This window comes from Haloarcula sp. MBLA0138 (genome assembly GCF_055632455.1).
In genome coordinates this window covers 2010116-2025834 of sequence record NZ_CM145746.1, presented here as the reverse complement: position 1 = coordinate 2025834, position 15719 = coordinate 2010116, and the positions used below count along the sequence as shown (strand labels likewise).

At 70.7% G+C, this 15719-nt stretch carries 18 protein-coding genes and 1 tRNA gene; 10 read left to right on the top strand and 9 right to left on the bottom strand.

All coding sequences use genetic code 11. The features are described 5' to 3' along the window. Positions 1-3 precede the first annotated feature (3 nt). Positions 4-552 carry a hypothetical protein gene (locus ACV7JO_RS10735; protein ID WP_470353405.1) on the top strand — a complete coding sequence of 183 codons (549 nt, stop codon included), beginning with the start codon at positions 4-6 and terminating at the stop codon, positions 550-552. Here the strand turns inward: ACV7JO_RS10735 and ACV7JO_RS10730 are convergent. After that, complete coding sequence (locus tag ACV7JO_RS10730; RefSeq protein WP_470353404.1) at positions 549-2186, bottom strand: NADH-quinone oxidoreductase subunit D; 1638 nt, start codon at positions 2184-2186, stop codon at positions 549-551. The two genes, ACV7JO_RS10735 and ACV7JO_RS10730, sit on opposite strands and share 4 nt — an antisense overlap. Positions 2187-2273: 87 nt before the next feature. Between ACV7JO_RS10730 and ACV7JO_RS10725 the strand changes: the two genes are divergently transcribed. After that, positions 2274-2948, top strand: a complete 675-nt coding sequence (locus ACV7JO_RS10725) for a helix-turn-helix domain-containing protein (protein WP_470353403.1) — start codon at positions 2274-2276, stop codon at positions 2946-2948. A gap of 40 nt (positions 2949-2988) precedes the next feature. After that, entirely contained in the window at positions 2989-3783 is a 795-nt protein-coding gene (locus ACV7JO_RS10720; protein ID WP_470353402.1) for a lipoate--protein ligase family protein, read from the top strand. 63 nt (positions 3784-3846) lie between these two features. Here ACV7JO_RS10720 and ACV7JO_RS10715 read toward each other — a convergent pair whose 3' ends face one another. Continuing rightward, positions 3847-4362: a redoxin domain-containing protein gene (locus tag ACV7JO_RS10715; RefSeq protein ID WP_470353401.1), complete on the bottom strand. Its 516-nt coding sequence runs from the start codon at positions 4360-4362 to the stop codon at positions 3847-3849. Between the two features lie 84 nt (positions 4363-4446). Here ACV7JO_RS10715 and ACV7JO_RS10710 point away from each other — a divergent pair, with 84 nt between their 5' ends. Together ACV7JO_RS10710 and ACV7JO_RS10705 are read left to right on the top strand one after the other, a co-directional pair. Next, positions 4447-5280 carry a deoxyribonuclease IV gene (locus tag ACV7JO_RS10710; RefSeq protein ID WP_470353400.1) on the top strand — a complete coding sequence of 278 codons (834 nt, stop codon included), beginning with the start codon at positions 4447-4449 and terminating at the stop codon, positions 5278-5280. Positions 5281-5383: 103 nt separating this feature from the next. Further along, positions 5384-6127, top strand: a complete 744-nt coding sequence (locus ACV7JO_RS10705; protein ID WP_470355772.1) for a class I SAM-dependent methyltransferase — start codon at positions 5384-5386, stop codon at positions 6125-6127. Here the strand turns inward: ACV7JO_RS10705 and ACV7JO_RS10700 are convergent. Beyond that, complete coding sequence (locus ACV7JO_RS10700; protein WP_470353399.1) at positions 6108-6611, bottom strand: DUF7965 family protein; 504 nt, start codon at positions 6609-6611, stop codon at positions 6108-6110. The two genes, ACV7JO_RS10705 and ACV7JO_RS10700, sit on opposite strands and share 20 nt — an antisense overlap. Continuing rightward, complete coding sequence (locus tag ACV7JO_RS10695) at positions 6604-7074, bottom strand: CopD family protein (protein ID WP_470353398.1); 471 nt, start codon at positions 7072-7074, stop codon at positions 6604-6606. The genes ACV7JO_RS10700 and ACV7JO_RS10695 overlap by 8 nt, the downstream gene beginning before the upstream one ends. Before the next feature lie 88 nt (positions 7075-7162). Here ACV7JO_RS10695 and ACV7JO_RS10690 point away from each other — a divergent pair, with 88 nt between their 5' ends. Next, on the top strand, positions 7163-9034 hold the full coding sequence (locus ACV7JO_RS10690) for a PAS domain-containing sensor histidine kinase (protein ID WP_470353397.1): 1872 nt from the start codon (positions 7163-7165) through the stop codon (positions 9032-9034). Between the two features lie 4 nt (positions 9035-9038). Here ACV7JO_RS10690 and ACV7JO_RS10685 read toward each other — a convergent pair whose 3' ends face one another. Further along, on the bottom strand, positions 9039-9683 hold the full coding sequence (locus tag ACV7JO_RS10685) for a DUF7095 family protein (RefSeq protein ID WP_470355771.1): 645 nt from the start codon (positions 9681-9683) through the stop codon (positions 9039-9041). Between the two features lie 123 nt (positions 9684-9806). Between ACV7JO_RS10685 and ACV7JO_RS10680 the strand changes: the two genes are divergently transcribed. The 3 genes from ACV7JO_RS10680 to ACV7JO_RS10670 are packed head-to-tail and all read left to right on the top strand — an operon-like array spanning position 9807 to position 12888. Beyond that, positions 9807-10517: an alpha/beta fold hydrolase gene (locus ACV7JO_RS10680; RefSeq protein ID WP_470353396.1), complete on the top strand. Its 711-nt coding sequence runs from the start codon at positions 9807-9809 to the stop codon at positions 10515-10517. A gap of 41 nt (positions 10518-10558) precedes the next feature. Further along, positions 10559-11542: a tRNA 2-thiolation protein NcsA gene (gene ncsA / locus ACV7JO_RS10675; RefSeq protein ID WP_470353395.1), complete on the top strand. Its 984-nt coding sequence runs from the start codon at positions 10559-10561 to the stop codon at positions 11540-11542. Positions 11543-11595: 53 nt separating this feature from the next. Further along, the gene (locus ACV7JO_RS10670) at positions 11596-12888 is read left to right on the top strand and encodes a type IV pilin N-terminal domain-containing protein (RefSeq protein WP_470353394.1); all 1293 of its coding nucleotides are present in this window, start codon (positions 11596-11598) and stop codon (positions 12886-12888) included. 84 nt (positions 12889-12972) lie between these two features. Here the strand turns inward: ACV7JO_RS10670 and ftsZ are convergent, their stop codons facing one another. The 4 genes from ftsZ to ACV7JO_RS10650 form a co-directional block, all read right to left on the bottom strand. Further along, complete coding sequence (ftsZ, locus tag ACV7JO_RS10665; RefSeq protein ID WP_470353393.1) at positions 12973-14217, bottom strand: cell division protein FtsZ; 1245 nt, start codon at positions 14215-14217, stop codon at positions 12973-12975. A 2-nt stretch (positions 14218-14219) separates the two neighbouring features. Next, the gene (locus ACV7JO_RS10660; RefSeq protein WP_470353392.1) at positions 14220-14402 is read right to left on the bottom strand and encodes a ribbon-helix-helix domain-containing protein; all 183 of its coding nucleotides are present in this window, start codon (positions 14400-14402) and stop codon (positions 14220-14222) included. A gap of 234 nt (positions 14403-14636) precedes the next feature. Continuing rightward, positions 14637-15233: a double zinc ribbon domain-containing protein gene (locus ACV7JO_RS10655; RefSeq protein ID WP_470353391.1), complete on the bottom strand. Its 597-nt coding sequence runs from the start codon at positions 15231-15233 to the stop codon at positions 14637-14639. Positions 15234-15299: 66 nt separating this feature from the next. Then, positions 15300-15515, bottom strand: a complete 216-nt coding sequence (locus ACV7JO_RS10650; RefSeq protein WP_470353390.1) for a hypothetical protein — start codon at positions 15513-15515, stop codon at positions 15300-15302. A gap of 120 nt (positions 15516-15635) precedes the next feature. On the opposite strand from ACV7JO_RS10650, the gene ACV7JO_RS10645 reads away from it, so the two are divergent. After that, positions 15636-15709 (top strand) — tRNA-Tyr (locus ACV7JO_RS10645). Positions 15710-15719 lie beyond the last annotated feature (10 nt).

The following is a 15719-nucleotide window of genomic DNA, read 5'->3' as shown; positions in this document are numbered from 1 at the left end:
CCGATGCTCGACGACGTCGAGGGGCCGAAGCAGACGCCGCTGGTCCGCTATCTCATCATCGCGGCCATCGGCATCCCGATACTCATCGAGGTCGTCACCTTCGGTGGGTTCCTCACCCACCACCTCGCCGGCGGCGGGGCCGGTGGGGCCGCCGGGACGCCGACACCCGAGGCGACGGGCGCGACCGCCGGCGACGAGGTGCTGGCCGAGACGGCCGCCACCGAGCGCATCGCGGCCGCGTCGGTGGTCACCGCCGACGATAGCTGGCTGTTCCGGCTGACCGTGACGGTCAACGCCACCGACGGGGCGGCGTCCGAACTCCGCTTGGGGGCGGTGACGACCCGCGGCGGTCGGACGGTCGCGGGGTCCGGCGCGACTACCGGGACGGTCGCCGCCGGCGCGTCGGGGACCGTCACCGGCGTCTGGCGGCTCCCGCCGGGACAGCGCCCGGACACCCTGACGGTCGTGGTCGTGACGACGCCGACCGGCGGCACGCCGACCACCGCCGAGTACACCGTCGCCCTCGGCGACATTCCCGTCTCGGGTGGCTAGCGGTCCACGTCGCCCATGATGGGGTCGAGACTGCCGAGGGTCGCCACGAGGTCGGGGACGAACTCCCCCGTCGCCATCTCGGGGAGCGCTTGGAGGTTCGAGAACGAGGGGCCGCGAATCTTGAACCGCGCGGGCGTGTCGGTGCCGTCAGAGCGGATGTAGATGCCCAGTTCCCCCTTCGCGGACTCGACGGCCCGGTAGAGTTCCGCGTCGGGGTCGGGCCTGAGCGTGCGCGGAACGTTGGCCTGAATCTCGCGGTCCTCTTCGGGCCACTCTTCCAGCAGGTCCACGCACTGCTCGACGATGCTCGCGGACTCCTCCAGTTCCCGCAAGCGGACCAGCACCCGCGCGAAGTTGTCGCCGTCGGCCTCGGTGACGACGCTCCAGTCGAGTTCGTCGTAGTAGCCGTAGGGGTCGTCCCGCCGGAGGTCGTAGTCGACGCCCGAGCCACGCGCCACGGGCCCGGTACAGCCGTAGGCCTTGGCCCGGTCGGCCGGCAGGACGCCGGTGCCGACGGTCCGCTGTTGGAACACCTCGTTGCCTGTCAGGACGGCGTGGTACTCGACGAGTTTCTCGGGCAGGTCCTCGAGGAAGTCCCGTATCTTCTCGAAGAAGGCCTCGCGGGGTTCGGGGAGGTCCCACGCGACGCCGCCCAGCCGGAAGTAGTTGAACATCAGGCGCTGGCCCGTCAGGTCTTCGAGGACGCCCTGTATCAGTTCGCGGTCCCGGATGCCCCACTGGAAAGCGACGGTGAACTCGCCGACCACGTCCAGCGCGTAGGTGGCGACAGCGAGCAGGTGGCCGAGCATCCGGCTGAGTTCGGCGCTCATCGTCCGGACGACCTGCGCGTACTCGGGCACCGCGATGTCCGCGAGGTCCTCGGCCGCGCGGGCGTAGGCCCACTCGTTGAGCAGTCCCGCGCCGCTCCAGTCCCAGCGGTCGGGGTAGGGCATTATCTGGTGGCGGTAGGTCTTGGACTGGCACAGCTGCTCCTCGCAGCGGTGGATGTAGCCGATGTCCGGTTCGACGGCCGCGACCTGCTCGCCGTCCAACCCGACTTCGAGGTGGAGGACGCCGTGGGTGGAGGGGTGGTGCGGGCCGACGTTGAGATGCAGCGTCTCCGGCCCCTCTCGGCGGTCCTCCAGCAGGCGCTCGTGTTCGCGGTAGGTGACTATCTGTGGCTGTGACTGGTCGTAGTCGGTCGTCAGCGGGTGTCCCTGCCACGTCTCGGGCAGGAGGATGCGCCGGAGGTCCGGGTGGTCGTCGTACTCGATGCCCAGCAGGTCGTAGGCCTCGCGCTCGTGCCACGCCGCCGTGCGGTACACCGGCGCGGCCGATTCGCTGGTCGGGTCGTCTTTCGTCGTCGGGACGACCACCGACAGCTCGCGGGTCGGGTCGTCGTAGCTCCGCAGGTGGTAGACGGTCTCGAAGCGGTCGTCGTACTCCTGTGCGGTGACGCAGGCGCAGTGGTCGAGACCGGCATCCCGCCGCAGCGTCGAGAGGACCGCCTGCACCTCGTCGGCCCGGACGACGACCGCCGGCGCGTTCAGGTGGTCTTCGCGGCCGAGGACGTGTTCGCGTATCGGTTCGACGAGGGAGTCGGCCTCCGGAGGGGCCGTCGCTGTCTGTGCCATCGCTCTGGTCTGCGTTCCGCGACGCCGGCCGTCGCCTTTCTGCCTCACGTGCGAGGCTGCTTTATACGTGGCGGCGCAAGCCCGCCCGTGAAGTACGCGCGCCTCTCGCTGACGATGGGGCCGACCCACCGGCACCCGATGCACCAGTTCGTCGTCGACCGCGACGGCTACGCGGCGAGTTACCTCCTTCGCGGGACGGAACTGGGCGGCGAGGCCCAGACGCTCCTGTTCCACGTCGACGGGTGGCCCCCCGACCCCTACCGGGACGCGCTGGCGTCGACCGACGCCGTCGCCGAGTACGAACTGTCGACCTGCCCCGACGAGACGTTCTACCTCTACGTCCGCGAGCGCCCCTCGCCGGTCGGAAACGCCCTCATCGACGCGGTGAGCCAGACCGGCCTCGTCATCGTCTCGCCGGTGGCCTACCGCGCCGACGGCACCGTCCGCCTGACGCTGGTCGGTCCCGGCGAGACGGTCCAGACGGCCATTCGGGAGGTCCCCGAGGGGGTCGGCGTCGACGTGCTGTCGGTCGGCGAGTACGACAGCCGGCGGATGGACACCGCCGCGTCGCTGACCGACCGGCAGTTCGCCGCCGTGGCCGCCGCCGTCGACTGTGGCTACTACGAGAGCCCGCGCGCCGGCAGCGTCGCCGACGTGGCCGACCGCCTCGACTGCGCGCCCGGCACCGCCGCCGAACACCTCCGGAAGGCCGAACGGCGCGTGATGGCGGGCGTCCTCGACCGCCACGACGGCCCGGCCTGACTGTCGCAACCACTTTCGCCGCCCGCCGCCTACCCCGGCTATGGAACTGTCGGACCTCGACTGGCGCGTCGTCGGCCCGGAGTCGCACCCGGGGCCGCTGACGATGGCGCTGGAGGAAGTCGCCGCGGAGACGGCCGCCGAGGGCGGGCCGGCGACGGTCCGGGTCTACACGTGGCCCGACACCCTCTCGCTTGGCTACGGACAGGACCCCGCGACCGTCGACTGGGACGCCTGCGAGCGCGCGGACATCGGCGTCACGCGCCGGCCCACCGGCGGGGGCGCGATTTACCACGACGCCGCCGCGGACCTCTCCTACGGCATCGTCGCGCCCGCCGACGCGGTGCCCGGCGACCTCATGGACTGTTACGAACTGTTCTGCGAGCCGGTGCTGGACGCCTTCGCGGCGATGGGGGTCGACGCCGCCTTCGCCGGCGGCGAGCGCCCGGCGGTCCACCCGCCCGCCTGCTACCTCCGCGCGCTGCACCCGGCCCACGACATCGTCGGCCCGGACGGGCGGAAGATAAGCGGGAACGCCCAGTACCGCCAGCGGGACGCGGTCGTCCAGCACGGCTCGCTGTCGCTGTCGCTGGCCCCCGAGCGCCACTGTGGCTGTTTCGCCGCCGCGCCCGACCCGGCGGCCTTCCGCGAGCGGGTCGGGGCCGTCGACGCCTACGCCGACACGTCCCCCGAGGCGGCCGCCGCGACCCTCCGGGCGACGCTCGCCGACTGGGTCGACGCCGACGAGGGCGCGTGGACCGACGACGAACTCGCCCGCGCCCGCGACCTCGCCGAGACGAAGTACGCCAGCGACGACTGGGTCCGGCGCGACCCCTGAACCGTCGCCCGACGAGCTGCCGCCGCCGGCCCGGTCGGCCAGCGCGGCTGACGTGGCGACCGCTCACCAGCGCCGCCGTTCGACCGCGCCCGTCGTCTCCTCGGTCGCGGCGTCGCACAGGTCCGCGACCGGCGGTTCGTCCGCCCCTCGCCAGCCGCCGCCGACCCAGCGGTAGCGTACCACGCCGTCACTGTCGACGAGAAACACCGCCGGGACAGTCCGCTCGAAGACGAACAGGCGGCGGCGTCGGACGCCGAACCCGTCGGCGACGCACCCGTCCGGGTCGGCGTACAGCGGCGTCTCGACGCCGTAGCGGTCCATGAACGCCTCGTGGGTGTTGGGGCCGGACTCGCTGACGCCGACGACCGGGACCGACCGGCCGTCTCCGGTCGTCAGCCGCGGGCCGACGCCCCACTCCGAGAGGTAGCCCGGCTCGAAGTCGCTCTTGTAGAAGGCCACCACCACCGGCCCGCGGTCGTACAGCCGCGACAGCGCCGTCGGCTGCATCCGCCCGTCCGGCGTCACCAGCCGCGCCCCGACCGCCGGTGCCGGCTCGCCGACCGCCGGTCCCTCTGCCATGTCCCGCCGTTCGGTCCCGACCGTGAAAAACGCCAGCACCGCCGGCTTCACAACGCCTATAGACGGCGGTGCCCCAGCGGGCGTATGGTACGAGTCGGCGCACACACCTCTATCGCCGGCGGCGCGTTCAACGCCGTCGAGGAGCAAGTCGAGTACGGCGGCAACTGCGGGCAGATATTCTCCCACTCGCCGCAGGTCTGGCAGGACCCCGACATCGGGGACGAAGAGGCCGAGCGCTTCCGGGAACTGAGCGACGACCACGGCGTCGGCCCGTGGGTCATCCACTCGTCGTACCTCGTCAACCTCTGTACGCCCAAAGACGACCTCCGGGAGAAGTCCCGCGACTCGATGCAGAAGGAGGTCGACGCCGCCGCCAAACTGGGCATCGAGTACGTCAACGTCCACCTCGGGGCCCACACCGGCGCGGGCGTCGAGGGCGGGCTGGACAACGCCGCGAGCGTGCTCGACGACATCGACGTGCCCGACGGCGTGACCGTTCTCGTCGAGTCCGACGCCGGCAGCGGGACGAAACTCGGCGGGCAGTTCGAGCATCTGGCGGCCGTCCGCGAACGCACGGCGCTGGACATCGAGTTCTGTCTGGACACCGCCCACGCCTTCGCCGCGGGCTACGACCTCTCGACGCCCGAGGGCGTCGACGAGACGTTCGCCGAGTTCGACGACGTGGTCGGACTGGAGGACCTCGCCTGTGTCCACCTCAACGACTCCAAACACGCCTGCGGGACGAACAAGGACGAACACGCCCACGTCGGCGAGGGCGAGATCGGCGAGGCGGGGATGCGCGCGTTCGTCACCCACGACGCCGTCGCCGACGTGCCGCTGGTGCTCGAAACCCCGACCGAGAACGGCAAGGGCTTCGCGTGGAACGTCGAGCGCGTCCGCGAACTGCGCGGCGAGTGAGACGCGGGACCACCGGCGAGACCGGTCGACTTTTCACCGCCAGCCGACTGTGACGACCGTGCGCAGGTTCTCGGCCGACTACCTCGAAACCACCCGCACGGGGATGTGGGACGACTCCAGAGCGGCGCTGTCGGACCTCGCCCTCGCGGACTGCGAGCGGGTGCTCGACGCGGGGTGTGGCACCGGCGAACTGACCCGCGTCCTCCGCGAGGAGACCGGCGGCGAGGTGGTCGGACTCGACGCCGACCGCGCCCTGCTGTCGCGGGCCGACGGCCCCGTCGTCGCGGGCGACGCGACGCGGCTCCCCTTCCCGGACGACAGTTTCGACCTCGTGGTCTGTCAGGCGCTGCTCATCAACCTCCCCGACCCGGGCGCGGCCGTCCGCGAGTTCGCCCGCGTGGCCCGCGACCGCGTCGCGGCCGTCGAGCCGAACAACGCCGCCGTCGCCGTCGAGTCGACCGTCGACAGCGAACCGGTTCTCGCACGCCGGGCCCGCGACCTGTTTCTCGACGGCGTCGCCACCGACGTGGCGCTGGGGGCCGACGCCGCCGACCTGTTCCGCGAGGCCGGCCTCGACGTGGTCTCGACGCGGCGCTACGACCAGACTCGGACGGTCGAGCCGCCCTACGGCGAGGCGGCGGTGCGGGGCGCTCGGCGGAAGGCGACCGGGGAGGGCCTCGCCAGCGACCGCGCGACCATCCTCGACGGCGCGGCCACCGCCGAGGAGTTCGACGCCCTGCGCGAGCGGTGGCGCGAGATGGGGCGGACGGTCGTCGAGCAGATGCGGGCCGACGAGTACGAGCGCCGGGAGACGGTCCCGTTTTTCGTCACCGTGGGTCGGCCGTAGCGTCGCTGTCCGGGCCGACGCGGACCGCGGCGCGGTACAGGACCACGTCCAGCGACCCGAACAGGAGACCGACGACGGCCCCGACGACTGCCGCGGCCGCGCTCCCGATGAGAGCGACGAGGAGTGCCGACAGCGGCTGGAGGTCGCCGGCGAGGACCCGCGGGACCGCCGCGACGGCGACGACGCCGAGCAGGAAGGCGATACCGGCGACGCCACCGGCCGCGACGCCACGGAGCGCCAGCGACCCTGCCCCGGCGCGTTCGAGGGGCGCGCCGGCCAGCACCCACCGGACCGCGACGACGAACAGCGCCCAGAGGTAGAGGAAGGCGGCGACGCCGGCGGCGGTGTGCAGCCCCGACAGGAGACCGCCGAGCGCGCCGGTCGCGTGGGCCGCCAGGACGCCGACGAGGACGAACAGCGTGGCGTCGGCCGTCGCCAGACACCACGGGCGCAGCGCCGGCCGCGACCCGCCGGACTCAGCCATGCGCGAGCACCTCCGCGAGGACGACCAGCGCCAGCAACGCGGCCGTCGTCGCGCCGTAGGCGCGCCCGAGGAACCGCCGGTAGCGCCGCGCCGTGCCGTCGGTGAGCGCGTCGCCGTCGCGGGCGTCGCCGTCCGTCACCGGATCGCCGTCGATGCCGGCGACTGCCAGCGTCCTGACGACCGAGCCGAGGACGAGCGCGACGACGAGGGTCAGTTTCACGAGCAGTGTCCGCCCCCAGTCGGTCGCCGGCCCGGGCGGGCCGAGCGCGCCGAGGTTACCGACGCCGGTGACGACGAGGATTCCGAGGCCGCCCCAGAACAGCCACTCGTAGCGTTTCGCCGGGGTCGGCCCGCCGACGGCGGCCGTCCGATAGCCGTACCAGACGGCGGCCGTCCCGCCGACGAGGACGGTCACCGCGAGGACGTGGAGGGTTCGAACCGCGAGCGAGACCGGTTGGGCCATCGCCGACTCCTACGTCGGCCGTCCCGAAAACCTTCTCCCGTGCTACTGGCCCACACATTCATGTCCGTGTACACGTACGTCTGTAGCAATGCCCGAGCGCACCCGCCCGATACGCGTGCTCCACGTCGACGACGACGTGGCCTTCGGCGAGACGGCCGCCGCCCTCCTCGAACGGGAGGACGACCGGTTCGCCGTCGACACGCACCACGAGGTCGAGGTCGCGCTCGATGCCCTCGACGGCGACGGCTTCGACTGCGTCGTCAGCGACTACGACATGCCGGTCCAGGACGGTATCGAGTTTCTCACGACCGTCCGGGAGCGATACCCGGAACTCCCCTTCATCCTCTTTACGGGCAAGGGGAGCGAGGCGATCGCCAGCGACGCCATCTCGGCCGGCGTCACCGACTACCTCCAGAAGGGTTCCGGCGTCGACCAGTACGAGATACTGGCCAACCGCATCGTCAACGCCGTCGAGAGCTACCGCTCGAAGCGCGCCCTCGCCGAACGAAACGAACAGCTCAGAATCTACGAGCGACTGGTCAACACGATGCAGGAGGCCGCCTGCGTCTACGACGCCGACGGCCGGTTCGTCATCGTCAACGAGTTTCTGGCCGACGACTTCGGCACCACCCGCTCGGAACTGGAAGGGCAACGGAGCACGCTCGTCCCCCGGCTGCGCGAGGTCCGTGATGAGCCGGTGTTCCAGCAGTTACTCGACGGCGAGCGCGAGCAGATTCACGGCGTCGTCGAACACGAGATACCCGAGCGGGGCGAGGTGGTCCTCGACTACCGGATGACGCCCCTTCGGGTCGACGGCGACACCCAGTACGTCACGTGTGTCACGCGCGACATCACCGAGCAGCGGGCCCGCAAGCGGGAGCTGAACGCCCTCGCCGGCCGGCTGGAGCGGCTCCACGAGGCGACCAGAGAGCTCGTCCGCGCCGAGGACCGCGAGACGGTCGCGGCCGTCGTCAGCGACGCCGTCAACGAGATATTCGAGTTCTCGTACCACGGCGTCCGGTTCCGGATGGGCGACGAACTCCTGCCGGTCGCTATCTCCGACGACGCCACCGCGTCGATGGGCGAGCGGCCGGTCTACGACATCGGCGAGGGGTACCCGGGCGCGGCGTACGACGCCGGCGAGCCACTGGTCGTCGACGACCCCGACCACATCGACGTGACGGCCGCGGAGTCGGTGCTGTACCTGCCCATCGGTGACCACGGGACCCTCTCCATAGGACCGGCGGAGTTCGACAGGTCCGACCGGACGCTGGCGAAGGTGTTGACCGACAACGCCGCGGCGGTGCTCGACCGACTCGACGGCGAGCGGGCGCTGCGGGAACAGAACGAGCGGCTGTCGGAGTTCGCGTCGCTGGTCTCCCACGAGCTTCGGACGCCGCTGCATATCGCCGACGGTCGGCTCGAACTGGCGCGCACGGACTGCGAGAGCGACCACCTCGACGCCGTGGCCGACGCCCACGACCGCATCGACGCCCTGATAGACGACCTCCTGACGCTCGCTCGGGACGACACCGCGGCCGGCGACACGGGGCCCGTCGACCTCGCGGCCGTCGCGGAGGACTGCTGGGACGGGCTGGCGACGACGGGGACGACGTTGGTCGTCGACGTTGACCGGACCGTCCGCGCCGACGAGGGGCGGCTCCGCCGCCTGTTCGAGAACCTCTTCTCCAACGCCGTCGAACACGGCGGCGACACCGTCACCGTCGGAGCCCTGCCCGACGGCTTCTACGTCGCCGACGACGGCCCCGGCGTCCCCGCGGCCGAGCGCGAGGCGGTGTTCGAGACGGGGTTCTCGACGGCCGACAGCACCGGGCTGGGGCTGCGCGTCGTCGAGCAGGTGATAGCGACACACGGCTGGGATATCCGGGTCACCGGCGGCGAGGACGGCGGCGCGCGCTTCGAGGTGACCGGCGTCACGTTCCCCGACGCCGCCGCCTGACGCCCTACACCACGTCGCCCCGGACCGTCGCGCCCTCTTGGCGCTCCCGGTAGGCCCGCACCGCCTCGGCGGCCTCGGCGGCCTCCTCGGCGTCCATGTCCAGCATCTCCAGCGCGCCCGACAGCGTCGGGAAGACGAACTCGCCGTCCCGGAGTTTCTGGAAGGCGTCGGCCGAGCGCCGCCCCTCGACCCACAGGCAGGCCGCCCGCGGGTCGAGAATCTGCTCGTAGTCGCCCCGTGCCCGCGCCCCGCGGAGCCGCTGGGTGACGTTGTCGTCGAAGGAGGCGTTACACACCTCCAGATGGACCGGTTCGTCGTCGGGCAGGAGGTGGGCGGCGAGACACTCTTCGGGGGCGGCGTGGCCGCTGCTGTTGGCGCGGATGTGTTCGGGGAACGCCTCGGCCCACTCGGCTCGGACGCTGCGGCCGATGCCGTCGACGCCGTGTTCGGCCCGCAATTCCTCGGCGCGGTCGGGTTCGTCGCCCAGCAGGATGTCCTTGGTGACGTAGACGTCCAGCCGCTCGATGGGGTCCAGCCCGAGCGCCACGTCGCCGTACACCCACACCTCGCGCACCGGGACCGGCATCGTCTCGCTTTCGACGGTGGCGACGATGTCCTCGACGCGCTCGACGGCCGCCGCGCGGTCCATGCCCTCGCTCATGCGTCGCGGTAGTCGGCCGGCGGTCAAATCGCTGACGCTCCAGCGCGGAAACGCCGGTCACCGTGACGGTCGTTCACACAGCTATTTCCGGGCGACCGCCGTGGCACCGACATGCGAGTCCGCGTCTACGACGACGGGAACCGCGGGGCCGACGCCGACGACTGCCTGCTCGTCCTCGGGTGGGGGAACCGCTGTCGCCACGAGACGGTCCGGTGGCTCGTCGACCGCGTGGCCGAGCGCTACCGCGTCCACGTCGCCGAACTCCCGACCCACGTCACTGACGTACGCACCGAGTGGGTCGCCCCGCTCGCGGACTACGCCGCCGACCTCGACGCGTTCGCCCTGCTGGGCCACAGCGCCGGCGGGCTGACCGCCGCCCATCTCGACGTGGCCGGCGTGACCCAGCGCGTCTACCTCAGCCCGTGGTGGGGGACCGACCTCCCGCTGCCCGACGCCGTCGTGCGGGCCGTCGCCGCACTCCCGGTGTCGACGCCCGTGATTCCCGCGGGGCCCCTCGACCGGGCGGCGCTCGGCGACCTCGCCACCGAGCGACAGGTCCGCGAGGGGCCCGACGCCCTCTCGCCGCGCTTCCTCCGGACGGTCCGGGACGCGCAGGCGACGCTGCCGCCCGCTCGGGACGGCGCTGTCGCGTTCTGTACGCTCACCGACCGCGTGGTCGACCCGCGAGCCGTCGGCGAACGCCTGCCCGCCGAGCGTATCCGGCTCTACGACGGCGGCCACGAACTGTTCTCCTCGCCCGCCCGCGAGCGCCACGCCGACGCCGTCGTCGACGCGCTGGCCCGCGGCCCCGACGCGCTCTGAATGCGAAACGCTCAGGGCCGCGCGGACGCTGCCTTCGATAGATGGAGTGTGACAAGTGCGGCTCCCCGGCGGTGTTGCACGCGGCCTACTCCGGGCTGCATCTCTGCGAGGACCACCTCTGTCGGGCCGTCGAGAAGCGCGTCCGCCGGCGGGTCCGCGAGGACGGTCTCGTCCCCGACGACGCGACCCCCGAGGACCCCGAGACGTGGGTCGTCGGCCTCTCGGGCGGGAAAGACAGCGTCGTCCTGACCGAGGTCCTCCACGACACCTTCGCCGAGGACCCCCGCATCGAACTCGTCGCGCTCTCGATTCACGAGGGCATCGAGGGGTACCGCGACGCGAGCCTCGACGCCTGCCGGGAGCTGACCGACGACCTCGGCATCCGACACGAGGTCGTCGGCTACGAAGACGAGTACGGCGTCCGGATGGACGACGTGGTCGAGGACGACCCGATGGGGATGGCCGCCTGCGCGTACTGCGGCGTCTTCCGCCGGGACGTGCTCTCCCGGTACGCCGAGGAACTCGGCGCGGACAAGCTACTGACCGGCCACAACCTCGACGACGAGGCCGAGACGGCGCTGATGAACTTCCTCGAAGGCGACGTGGAGCAGATGGCCCAGCACTTCGAGGCCTCGCTCGGCCCCTTCGAGGGCGGCGACGCCCCGGCCGACGCCCGCGAGGACCAGGACCACCACGTCCCGCGGGCCAAGCCCCTGCGGGACGTGCCCGAGAAGGAGGTCGCGCTGTACGCCCGCTTCCGGGACCTCCCGGCCCACATCACGGAGTGTCCCCACGCCGAGGAGGCCTACCGCGGCGAGATACAGGACGTGATGCTCGGACTGGAGGAGAACCACCCCGGCACCCGCCACTCTATCATGGCCGGCTACGAGAAGCTCGCCGCCTTGGCCGCCGAGGCCTACGGCGGCGACGACGCCGACTACGGCGAGTGCGGGAACTGCGGCGCGCCCACCGCCCGGGACCGCTGCCGGAAGTGTTCGCTGTTGGACGCGCTCGAAGCGGCCTGAACGTGTGAAAACGGCACAAACGGTTTGTGGCTGGATTCGTCACACAGCGACGTATGCGTCCCCCTCGCTTCTATCGCTGCCAGCGGTCGGTCTCGCCGGTCGTCGGGACGGTCATTCTGCTCGCCATCGTCGTGTTGCTCGTCGCGGCGGCGGCGTCGTTGGTGTTCGGCCTGACGACCGAGCAAGACCCCGCGCCGGAGGTCGCGGTCGCCCTCGAACCGGCCGACGGCTACAACGACTACCGGCTGGTCCACGAGTCCGGCGAGACCGTCGCCGGCGACCGACTCCGAGTTCGGGGGGTGAGCGACCCCGACGCGCTCGCGGGCACCACCTTCGCCGCCGGGCGGTCGGCCGTCGTCGACGCCCAGCGCGAGACCGTCTCGCTCGTCTGGACCGAGTCCGAGGGCGCGCCCTCCTCGTACGTCCTCGCGGAGTTCGCCGTCGAGCGCATCGCTCCGCCGACGGCGCGTGTCCCGCCCGCCTACGCCGGCACCGTCTTCACGGGCAACAGCGGCGGCGTCATCGCGCTCTCGGGCGACGGCGGCCGGCTCCGGACGATACCGAACACGAACGACGTGGCGGCTCTCGGACCGCTCGGTCCCGACGTGGCCGGCGACGGTGACCCGGACGTACCCTACGTCACCACCGGCGGGCGCGTCACGGTCACCGACCCCGGCGGCGAGGTCGTGACCCTCGCCGACAGCGGCGACATTCCCGGGTCGGTGGCGACGAGCAAGACCCGCGTGGCCGCGGGGCGGTGGAACGGAAGCCCGCCGTCGGTGTTTTTCGCAAATCAGAATCACGACACGCTCTATCGGGTCGCGCCGTCGGACCCGTCGCCACAGGTCGTCGCCACGCCCGGTGACGGGGTGCAAGGCGTCGTCGGCGTCGGCGACGTGGACGGCGACGGTACCGACGAACTCGTCTTCGCCGACGCCAGCCAGACGCTCCAGTACCTCGACGGCGGCAGCGTCGTCACCACGGGGCTGAGTCTCGGCTCCAGCACCGGCGTCGGGGCCGGGACGCTGGGCGACCTCGACGGCGACGGCGCGACCGAGGTGGCCGCGGTCGACGGCGGCAACGACGTGTTCGTCGCCGACGGCGGCGGGACCGACGAGCTAACGAGCGGCGACGTCGCGGGAGCCAGCGCCCCGACCGCGGCGAAAGCCTCCGCCGCGGCCGCCGACGTGGACGGCGACGGCACCGACGAACTCGTCTACCTCGGTGCCGACGACGGGAAACTGAAGTACGTCGACGGTATCGGGACCGGGAGCGCAGCCGTCGAGTATCTCACCGCCGCCGACGGCGACCGGGTCGACGGCAACCCCGGGACCGGCGTCGTCTGAGCCGTCGCTGGTCGGGTTTGACGCCACCTCGAAGGTGCGGTGAAGAGTCGGCGAAAACAGGCGGTCCGGAACGAGGCCCGACGGCTACTCGTTCGTCCGGACGACGTCGAGACCGTTGTTCTTCTCGCGGGTGTCGCGCCCGCCGTCGGTCTCGCCGTAGCCGGCGTTGTTACCGCCGGCCGCGCTGTGACCGCCTGCGGCGTTGCCGGCGTTGCCCTCGAAGCTCTCGACGTTGTCGCTGGCGTCGAAGGAGGCGTCGTCGCCGACCTCCTGAATCGCCTCGCGGGACTTGTTGGCCTGCTTCTGCGTGCTCGGGCCGAGCACCTGCGCGGACTGGACGCCGGTCATGATGGCCATGACGCGGACCTTGCCCTTGTACTCCTCCTGAATGCGAGCGCCCCAGATGACGTTCGCGGAGGCCTCCAGTCGCTCGGTGATGTTCTGGGCGATGCCCTCGGCCTCCTTCAGCGTGAGGTCGGGGCCGCCGGTGATGTGGACCAGCCCGCCGCTCGCGCCGCGGTAGTCCACGTCCAGCAGCGGGTGGTTCATCGCGTCCTTGACGACCTCCTCGGTCTTGTTGGTGTCTTGGGTCTCGCCGACCAGCATCACCGCGACGCCACCTTGGTTCATGATGGACGTCATGTCGGCGTAGTCCAGATTGATGAGGCTGGGCTGGGTGATGGTCTCGGAGATGCCCTTGACGGTCTCGGCGATTATCTGGTCCATCACCGAGAACGCCTTGCCGATGGGCAGGTTCGGGACGTAGTCCAGCAGACGGTTGTTGTCCAGCACGATGATGGAGTCGGCCTCGTTGCGGAGCTTCTCCAGCCCCTCCTCGGCCTTCACCGTGCGGGCCCGCTCGACGTTGAACGGCGTCGACACCATGCCGACGACGATGGCGCCCTGCTCTTTGGCTATCTTCGAGACGACGGGGGCCGCGCCGGTCCCCGTGCCACCGCCCATCCCGGCGGTGACGAACACGAGGTCGGCGTCGCCCAGCACTTCCTTGATGGTGCCCTGTGCCATCTCGGTGGCCCGCTCGCCCATCGAGGGGTCGCCGCCGGCACCGAGACCGTTGGTCAGGGACTTGCCGACGAGTATCTTCGTGTCGGCCTCGACCATCTTCAGGTGCTGCTTGTCCGTGTTTATCGCCACGGTGTCGGCACCCTCGACGCCGATGTTGTACAGGCGGTTGACCGTGTTGTTGCCGGCCCCGCCACAGCCGACGATGACGATTCGCGGGTCACCGAACCCGTCGACGTCGTCGTCGGACAGTTTCTGCTGTTCCTGCTCGTCGCGTTCGAGGGCCTCCTTGACGATGTCCTGCATCGTTAGGCCCTCGCCCACACGTGCTTGCGTTTCTCGGAGGACCGCTCGGCACCCTCCTGTTCTGCGAGCATCTCCCGAACGGCCGACCGGATCGCCTCGCTCCGGTTAGGGTATTCCCCCGTTTCGACCATTCGTTCGACCTCTTCTATCTGCTGCTTCGGAATCCGTAGTGTCACACGCTCCATGTTTGTATTCCCCTTTGGGTAAGACGGCGCGCCCGGAGCCCGTTTACGCTCCGGGCCGTTGTTTACAGCTCGGAATCGCCCAACAGCGGCGCGGTGCCACCGGGACGCTCGCTCTGTAAGACGACCGTCTTACGCACGATGTACCACAGACTGTGGTATAATAAAACTTGTGCCCAGTGTCATACACTCGGGCGTTTGCGGTGTCTGACGCCCTGTCGGGCGGGTAAACGCGGCTTACGACTTGTCGAGAACGTCCGCAGCGGGCGTCCGACGACCGCAGCCGGGGCAGAACCCCCAGTCCGAACGCAGCTCGTCGCCGCACTCACAGAACACTCGGCGCGACGACTTCTCGCCGCAGTTCGGACAGTACACGTGGTCTGCGGACAGGTTCTCACCACACTGCGCACACGTCTTACGCGCCCGCGCCTCGTCGTTTTCGGGCTCCCCCGCCTCTGTCTTACGCTCCGCAGCGCCGTGTGACACGCCCGTCGTCGACGCGTCCGACGCCGCCTGTTCGCCACTCCGGGACTGTCCGGATTCCGCCGAAAACCCGGCCGAGTCCCCTTCGAGCGCGATGTTTACGTTCACGTCCTGTGGCTGTCGGGTCGGCACGGCGTCGGCGAGGCGCTCCTCGATGATAGCGTCGACGCGCTCGGCGATGAGCGCGTCGATGCTCTCGGTGTCGGTCACGTCGGACACGGCCGCGCCGCCGTCGCCGGCCCCCTCCAGATACGACCGGAGGGCCTCCCGCATGACCTCGCTCTTCGAGGCGTCGAACTCCTCGAGGCGTTGGACGAGGTCGTCGTCGGCGCGGAAGGTAATCTTGCTCATCCGACTCGTCGCATAGGTTGTGCGCCGGGGTATTTCAATCTTCCCGCGATGTCTGACGACTGTCTGTCAGCGCGGGTCGAACCCGATCTCCCAGCTGTCGCCACAGCTCGGGCAGTCGACGGCGTACGTCGTCGACCCGAGCAGCCGCGAGTTCTTCTCGACGGTGAACTCGTCGGCGTCGCGTGCGCACGGGACGTGGAAGCCGTCCCCGCAGTTGTCACACGACAGCGACTGTTGCTCGTTGGTGAGGCGGTCGGCGCAGTAGACGCAGTCTCCCAGCACGTGCCCCCGCCTACGACCACCCTCCGTTTACTTCTTGCGTAATCAACCGTGTGGTTTCGGCTCGGTTTCGACCGAATAACAACCCTTAAGTCCGGACGACGGGCTACCTTCTGGTGCAGCCCGCCCTTAGCTCAGACTGGTAGAGCAGTCGACTGTAGATCGACTTGCCCCCCGTTCAAATCGGGGAGGGCGGACTTCCTTTCC

What these genes read in the sequence shown, in the direction of transcription:
- ncsA (WP_470353395.1), top strand. Translation starts at nt 10,559, where the DNA reads ATGGAGTGTGACAAGTGCGGCTCCCCGGCGGTGTTGCACGCGGCCTAC.
- ACV7JO_RS10715 (WP_470353401.1), bottom strand. Translation starts at nt 4,362, where the DNA reads ATGGCAGAGGGACCGGCGGTCGGCGAGCCGGCACCGGCGGTCGGGGCG.
- ACV7JO_RS10680 (WP_470353396.1), top strand. Translation starts at nt 9,807, where the DNA reads ATGCGAGTCCGCGTCTACGACGACGGGAACCGCGGGGCCGACGCCGAC.
- ACV7JO_RS10705 (WP_470355772.1), top strand. Translation starts at nt 5,384, where the DNA reads ATGTGGGACGACTCCAGAGCGGCGCTGTCGGACCTCGCCCTCGCGGAC.
- ACV7JO_RS10730 (WP_470353404.1), bottom strand. Translation starts at nt 2,186, where the DNA reads ATGGCACAGACAGCGACGGCCCCTCCGGAGGCCGACTCCCTCGTCGAA.
- ACV7JO_RS10695 (WP_470353398.1), bottom strand. Translation starts at nt 7,074, where the DNA reads ATGGCCCAACCGGTCTCGCTCGCGGTTCGAACCCTCCACGTCCTCGCG.
- ACV7JO_RS10690 (WP_470353397.1), top strand. Translation starts at nt 7,163, where the DNA reads ATGCCCGAGCGCACCCGCCCGATACGCGTGCTCCACGTCGACGACGAC.
- ftsZ (WP_470353393.1), bottom strand. Translation starts at nt 14,217, where the DNA reads ATGCAGGACATCGTCAAGGAGGCCCTCGAACGCGACGAGCAGGAACAG.
- ACV7JO_RS10685 (WP_470355771.1), bottom strand. Translation starts at nt 9,683, where the DNA reads ATGGACCGCGCGGCGGCCGTCGAGCGCGTCGAGGACATCGTCGCCACC.
- ACV7JO_RS10655 (WP_470353391.1), bottom strand. Translation starts at nt 15,233, where the DNA reads ATGAGCAAGATTACCTTCCGCGCCGACGACGACCTCGTCCAACGCCTC.
- ACV7JO_RS10735 (WP_470353405.1), top strand. Translation starts at nt 4, where the DNA reads ATGCTCGACGACGTCGAGGGGCCGAAGCAGACGCCGCTGGTCCGCTAT.
- ACV7JO_RS10660 (WP_470353392.1), bottom strand. Translation starts at nt 14,402, where the DNA reads ATGGAGCGTGTGACACTACGGATTCCGAAGCAGCAGATAGAAGAGGTC.
- ACV7JO_RS10700 (WP_470353399.1), bottom strand. Translation starts at nt 6,611, where the DNA reads ATGGCTGAGTCCGGCGGGTCGCGGCCGGCGCTGCGCCCGTGGTGTCTG.
- ACV7JO_RS10670 (WP_470353394.1), top strand. Translation starts at nt 11,596, where the DNA reads ATGCGTCCCCCTCGCTTCTATCGCTGCCAGCGGTCGGTCTCGCCGGTC.
- ACV7JO_RS10710 (WP_470353400.1), top strand. Translation starts at nt 4,447, where the DNA reads ATGGTACGAGTCGGCGCACACACCTCTATCGCCGGCGGCGCGTTCAAC.
- ACV7JO_RS10720 (WP_470353402.1), top strand. Translation starts at nt 2,989, where the DNA reads ATGGAACTGTCGGACCTCGACTGGCGCGTCGTCGGCCCGGAGTCGCAC.